Source organism: Methylobacterium sp. WL120, from assembly GCF_008039465.1.
In the GTDB taxonomy this organism is placed as follows: domain Bacteria; phylum Pseudomonadota; class Alphaproteobacteria; order Rhizobiales; family Beijerinckiaceae; genus Methylobacterium; species Methylobacterium cerastii.
Genome location: NZ_VRUT01000220.1, coordinates 1 through 6148, shown reverse-complemented (window position 1 = coordinate 6148; position 6148 = coordinate 1). Strand labels below are relative to the sequence as shown.

The window sequence follows — 6148 nt, the reverse complement described above, 5'->3', positions numbered from 1 at the left end:
CCGCCGCGCCGAGGCCGCCGAGCACGATCGCCCCCTCCCCGCCGATCACCACGAGCCCGAGGCGGGCGGGCAGCGCGACGCAGAGCGCGGCGAACAGCAGGGGCGCGGCGCGCTGCAGGCTGTTGCCGAGGGCGAAGGGCGAGCCGAAGCCGCCGCGATAGACGATGTCGACGAACTGGAGCGGCGACTTGCCGAGCGCCGCCAGGAACAGGCCGAACAGCACGAAGCCGGCGAGCGCCGCGCCGACCGGGATCAGGAACGCCTCCGAGCGCCGCGCCAGCCAGGCGCGGACCTGGAGGCCCCGGGAAGGGCCCTCGATCACCTCGACCGGTGCCACAGCGGCGTCCGCGACCATCCCGCACCGTCCTTCGGTTCCACGATCCCGCAAACCCTGCGGCAGGAAGCGTGCCAGCTTCTCCGACCCCTTCGGATCGAAGGCCGTCCGCTTCCTCTCACGCAGGGGCTACCCACCTCGCCGATTTCGTCACGCCATCGGATCACGCGCGGGTCCCTCCTCTCCCCGCGGGCGGGGAGAGGCCCGGCTGCACCCCGTCGTGCAGCCGGGGAGCGAAAGGCGAAGCCGAAGCGGGGGTGAGGGGGTGCCGACGGAGGAGCCTCCTTCGGCTCGGCCCCCTCACCGTCGGCTGCCGCCTCGCTTTGCCGACGACGAGGTCGGCAAAGCCCTCTCCCCGCAGGCGGGGCGAGGGGATGCGCGCAAAGCGAACCGCCAGACGCGGCGAGGTGTGAATCGTGTCGCCTCCGCGGGCGCGGGAAACGATCCCTCAGACCGAGCCCTTCACGCCCGCGACGAGGTAGTTCGTGCTTTCCAGCTCGGGCGCCTTCTCGGGGTAGCCCTGGCCGGCGGCGAGGATCTCCTTGCCGGCATTGTCCTTGAGCGGGCCCTTGATGATCTGGTAGCCGCCCTTCATCATCTCGGCCTTGACCGCGTCCGCGTTCTTTCGCGCCGCATCGCTCACGCCGGGGCCGTAGGGGCTCATCTTGACGTAGCCGTCGGCGAGGCCGCCGCGGACGAAGTTCTCCGGCACCTTCCCGGCCTGCATCGCCTCGACGAAGCCCTTGTAGATCGGCAGCCAGTTCCACTCGGCCCCGGTGAGGTACTTCTGCGGCGCCAGCGGCGACTGGTCGACGTGGTAGCCGCAGACGAAGGCGCCCCGGCGCGCGGCGGTCTCCACCGTCACCTTCGGGCTGTCGACGTGGCAGGTGATGACGTCGGCGCCGCCGTCGATCAGCGCGTTGGTGGCCTCGGCCTCCTTGACCGCGAGCGACCACTCGCCGGTGAAGATCACCTGGCAGGTGATCGACGGGTCGACGCTCTGCGCGCCGAGCAGGAAGGCGTTGATGTTGTTTAGGACCTGCGGGATCGGCTTGGCGGCGACGAAGCCGACCTTCTTCGACTTGGTGGCGTGGCCGGCGGCGATCCCGTTGAGATACTGCCCCTGCGCGATGTAGCCGAAGTAGGAGCCGGCGTTCTTCGGGTCCTTCTCGGTCCACAGCCCGCCGCAATGGCGGAACTGGATTTTGGGGTTCTTCTTCGCCTCGGCGACCATGTAGGGGCTGTAATAGCCGAACGAGGTCGGGAGCAGGAGGCTCGCCCCGTCGAGGGCGATCATGCTCTCCATGGTCTTCTCGACGGCGTTGGTCTCGGGGACGCGCTCCTCCTCCGTGACCTCGAGCCCGGGCATGCCCTTCAAGGCCTTGGCGGCGAGGGCGTGGGCCTGGTTGTAGCCGTAATCGTCCTTCGGCCCGACATAGATGAAGCCGGCGGTGAGCGTGCCGGCCGCGCGGGCCTTGGACAGCGGCGCCAGCGCGAGGGCGGCGGCGCCCCCGAGGAGATGCCTGCGCGAAAGCGAATGGTCTGCCGCGTGATCTGCCAAGGCCGCCTGCTCCGTCCCGATTGCGGGGCGAAGTCTAGGCTTGGCCGCAACACCGGCGAAGCCGAGATTTTCGGCATCGCCGCCGTCGCGGCGGCTGAGCGCGACCCGCGATCGGATCGGCCCCGTCGCTCAAAATCAGTCCTGCCGCTGCGACTCTTTTCGGCAAAGGTCGCGGCGGCGTCGGGGCCGACCTTAGCGGCCGCGATAGGCCCGCGCGTCGCGGGCGTCGCGCAGCGATCCGGTGACGAGGCCGTCGTCGGCGCCGTAGACGTCGCGCCCGTAGCCGCGCGGGGCGTGGCCGGCGGCGTCGAGGGCGTTCGGGACGGCGGCGCGGCCTTCGAGGCCGCCGGGCGCGAGGGCGGCCGGGATGCCGGCCGGGGCGGTGAAGCTCTGCGCGAAGGCGGTGGTGGAGAGGGCGAGGCCGAGGGCGGTGCCGAGGATCAGGCGTGCGGTCATGGGAGGCGTCCGAGGTTCGAGTCCGGTCGGCCGCCCGCGGCGGCCGATCTTATCGATCCTAGATTTTCACCAGAGCTGCCTTTGGAAAGGGCTGCGAATGCTGAAGTTTTGGTCGTATTTTTCGCCAATACCGCGTGCGGGCGGATCGCGGTGGGTCAACGGCAACGAAGATAGCCGAAAAATCCGTTCCCGATCAGGGTCTTAACCGATGATGCAGTGCCGCATGCCGGCAGATTCGGCACTTGGCACGCCTCTTTCCCAGAGCGTGCGGTTCGGCACCCGACGCGCGGAATTCTACCCTCGGGCGATCGTCGCCACGATCTGTCCGTGCGGCTCGTCGGTGGGCAGGAACACCGCGTTGGCGTTCTCCAGGCCGAACGGCGCGAGGTTGATCGGGATGTAATGCTTGTTCGGCATCGCGAAGCCGATCTCGGCGATCTCCGGGATCGCGGCCAAAGCCGCCTCGCCCATCCGGTACATGCTGTCCTGCACGCCGAGGCTGTAGGTGGTGCCGAACACCGCGAGCAGCCGGGCGAGGATCTCGGCGTTGGCGGTGGCGTAGTCGGCCGGCGCCCGCGTCCAGGTCCAGGTCGCGTCCATGGCGGTGGCGGCGATGCGGTCGGCGGTGTCGGGCAGGGTGCGGTAGCCGTCGTCGACGAAGTCGGACCAGCCCGATTGCGTGGTCTTCATGAAGGTGAAGTCGCGCAGGCCCGATTGCAGCGCGCGCGTCCCCCGGCTCGCGACCAGCCGGACGAAGCCGGTGCCGGTGCCGTCGAGGGTGAAGGTGTGGCCGTGCGGCTCGGGCCCGATGGCGTGCCGGAGCCAGCGCGTCTCCTGCCCCTCGATCGCGACCTCCTCGACCTGCGGGTAGGTCTCGAGGAACACGGCGGCGACGGCCTCGACGAAGGCCTCCTTGTCGAGGGACAGGTTCTTGGCCGCGGTGACGTTGACGATGTTCTTGACGCTGTCGGTCGCGACGCAGGCGCGGTTGTCGCCCGCCGTCCAGGCGGCGTCGAAGGCGCCCTTCATCAGCACGGTGAGGGTGAGCTCGCGCGGGGTGTGGTGGTCGCCCGCGCGGGTCAACCGCATGACCCGGACGCGGCCCTTGCCGTAGGTCGAGGCGGTGAGCGGCATGGTGGTCTCCGGTTCGGGTCTGGACGCGTCAGTGCTCGGCGGCGGCGGCCTGGCGCAGGGCGGCGTCGCGGGCGTCGGCGGTGCTGCCGAGCCCGTTGAAGAACAGGTTCAGCGCCACCGCGGCGATCGCGCAGAGCAGGATGCCGGATTCGAGCAGCGGATGCAGCGCGTGCGGCATCTGCTTGAAGAAGTTCGGCGCCACCAGGGGGATCATCCCGAAGCCGACCGAGACGGCGACGATGAACAGGTTGTTGCGGTTGCGCGCGAAGTCGACCGCGCCGAGGATGCGCGCGCCGGTGGCGCCGACCATGCCGAACATCACGAGGCCGGCGCCGCCGAGCACGCATTGCGGCACCGCCTCGACGAGGGCCGCGAGCTTCGGGATCAACCCGAGCCCGAGCATGATGACGCCGCCGACCACCGCGACGTAGCGGGTGCGCACGCCGGTGACGCCGACGAGGCCGATGTTCTGCGAGAAGGACGTGTAGGGGAAGGTGTTGAACACGCCGCCGATCATCGTGCCGAGCCCGTCGCCGCGCAGGCCCTTGGTCAGGCGCCTCTCGTCGACGGGATCGGCGCAGATCTCGGCGAGCGCCAGGAACATGCCGGTCGACTCGATCATCACCACGACCATGACGATGCACAACGTCACCACCGAGACCGGATCGAAGGTCGGCCACCCGAAGGCGAAGGGCCGCACCACGTCGAACCAGCCGGCGGTCGCCACGTGCGAGAGGTCGACCAGCCCGAAGGCGCCCGCCACCAGCGTGCCGACGACGATGCCGACCAGCACCGACGCGGAGGCGACGAAGCCGGTGCCGTAGCGGGTGATCGCCAGGATCACGCACAGCACGAAGGCGCTGATGCCGAGGAAGACCGGCGCGCCGTAGTTCGGGTTGCCGACGCCGCCCGCCGCCCAGTTCACGCCCACCCGCATCAGCGAGATGCCGATGACGAGGATGATCGTGCCGGTGACCACCGGCGGGAACAGCGGCAGCAGCCGCCCGACGAGCGGCGCCACCAGGAACGCGAACAGCCCGGCGGCGATCACCGCGCCGTAGATGCCGGTGAGCCCGATCTCGGGGCTCGCGCCCATGGCGATCATCGGCGTCACGGCGGCGAAGGTGACGCCCATCATCACCGGCATGCGGATGCCGACACCGGGCAGGCCCCAGCTCTGCACCAGCGTGGCGAGGCCGCCCGCGAACAGGTCGGCGCTCACCAGCATCGCCACCTGCTCCGGCGCCAGCTTGAGGGCGCGCCCGACGATCAGCGGCACGGCGACGGCGCCGGCATACATCACCAGCACGTGCTGGAGGCCCAGCAGCGCGAGCGCCAGGGCGCCGACCCGGGCGACCGGCGCGACGGCGGGTGCGAGCGGCACCGGACCGCTCGCGGGCAGGACATCCGGGTGGGCGGTGCTCGACATCGGCGAACGCTCCGGGGGCCGCCGGATCGGTCCGGCCGCAGGACTTTTTCCCGCGCAAGCCATGTGCCAGGGCCGAGCCAGCGCCTCTGCGGCCGCCGATCGCGCCGCGTGGCCCGTTGCCTGCTACCGTCGGCCCGGAAGACCCGATGCGCGCGAGGCCCGATGACGATCCCCCTGGCCGACCTGAACACGATGCAAGAGGCCGACTTCGTGGCGGCCCTCGGCGGGGTGTTCGAGCACGCCCCGTGGGTGGCGCGAGAGGCCGCCGGCGCGCGGCCCTTCGCCAGCGTCGCGGCGTTGCATGCCGCCATGCGCGGCGCCGTGGAGACGGCCTCCGACACGACCCGCCTCGCGCTGCTGGCGGGCCATCCCGAGCTCGCCGGACGGGCCGCGCGGGACGGCACCATGGCCCCCGATTCGGTGGCCGAGCAGGCCGCGGCCGGCCTCGACCGGATGTCGGACGCGGAAGTCGCGCGCTTCGCGGCGCTCAACGCGGCCTACCAGGCGAAATTCGGGCTGCCCTTCATCCTGTGCGTCAGGCGGCACGGGCGGGCCTCGCTGCTCTCCGCCTTCGCCGCGCGCCTCGAATCCGACGCCGCGACGGAGCGGCGGACGGCGGAAGCCGAAGTGTTCCGCATCGCCGCGATCCGCCTGAACGCGCTGGTCTCCGGCGACGGACCGCTCCGGACCACGGGCCGGATCTCGACGCACGTGCTCGACACCGTCAGCGGGCGGCCGGCGGAAGGCGTCGCGGTGAGCCTGCACGAGGTGGTGTCGGAGACCGAGACGGCCCTGGTGGCGCGGGCGGTGACGAACGCCGACGGACGGACCGACGCGCCGCTCGTGGCCGGGCGGCCGGTGCCGATCGCGGTCTACGAGCTGCGCTTCGCGCTCGGCGATCATTACCGGCGCCAGGGGATCGCGCTCGCCGAGCCGCCCTTCCTCGACGTCGTGCCGCTGCGCTTCGGCGTCTCGGACCCGGAGGGGCACTATCACGTGCCGCTGGTGGCGACGCCGTGGAGCTACCAGACCTATCGCGGCAGCTGACGGGTCTACCGGAAATTCGTCCTCCCGGCTGCGCACCGGCGCGGCCCTCGCGCGTTGACGGCGCAGACAGACGAGGAATTCCCATGCTGCGTTCGACCCGCGTCCTGATCCTCTCGCTCTGCCTCGGCTGCGGGCTCGCGGGCGCGGCCTCCGCGCAGTCCGTCGGCGCCCCGGCCGGGCGCGAGGC

The 6148-nt window shown here is 71.3% G+C and carries 5 protein-coding genes and 1 pseudogene; 1 reads left to right on the top strand and 5 read right to left on the bottom strand.

From position 1 onward, the window contains the following. The 5 genes and pseudogenes from FV229_RS24585 to FV229_RS24565 form a co-directional block, all read right to left on the bottom strand. Positions 1-355: pseudogene (locus FV229_RS24585) on the bottom strand (ABC transporter permease); the annotation flags it as partial. A 427-nt stretch (positions 356-782) separates the two neighbouring features. Then, a complete protein-coding gene (locus FV229_RS24580) occupies positions 783-1895 on the bottom strand; it encodes a BMP family ABC transporter substrate-binding protein (RefSeq protein ID WP_147754460.1) in 1113 nt (370 codons plus the stop codon). 192 nt (positions 1896-2087) lie between these two features. After that, positions 2088-2351 (bottom strand): hypothetical protein, encoded by a 264-nt coding sequence (locus tag FV229_RS24575; RefSeq protein WP_187275275.1) that lies wholly within the window; start codon positions 2349-2351, stop codon positions 2088-2090. Positions 2352-2645: 294 nt separating this feature from the next. Continuing rightward, positions 2646-3485: a factor-independent urate hydroxylase gene (gene pucL, locus FV229_RS24570; protein ID WP_147754459.1), complete on the bottom strand. Its 840-nt coding sequence runs from the start codon at positions 3483-3485 to the stop codon at positions 2646-2648. Between the two features lie 28 nt (positions 3486-3513). Beyond that, positions 3514-4914: a nucleobase:cation symporter-2 family protein gene (locus FV229_RS24565; RefSeq protein ID WP_147754458.1), complete on the bottom strand. Its 1401-nt coding sequence runs from the start codon at positions 4912-4914 to the stop codon at positions 3514-3516. Between the two features lie 162 nt (positions 4915-5076). Here FV229_RS24565 and uraD point away from each other — a divergent pair, with 162 nt between their 5' ends. Continuing rightward, the gene (uraD, locus tag FV229_RS24560) at positions 5077-5961 is read left to right on the top strand and encodes a 2-oxo-4-hydroxy-4-carboxy-5-ureidoimidazoline decarboxylase (RefSeq protein ID WP_147754457.1); all 885 of its coding nucleotides are present in this window, start codon (positions 5077-5079) and stop codon (positions 5959-5961) included. Positions 5962-6148 lie beyond the last annotated feature (187 nt).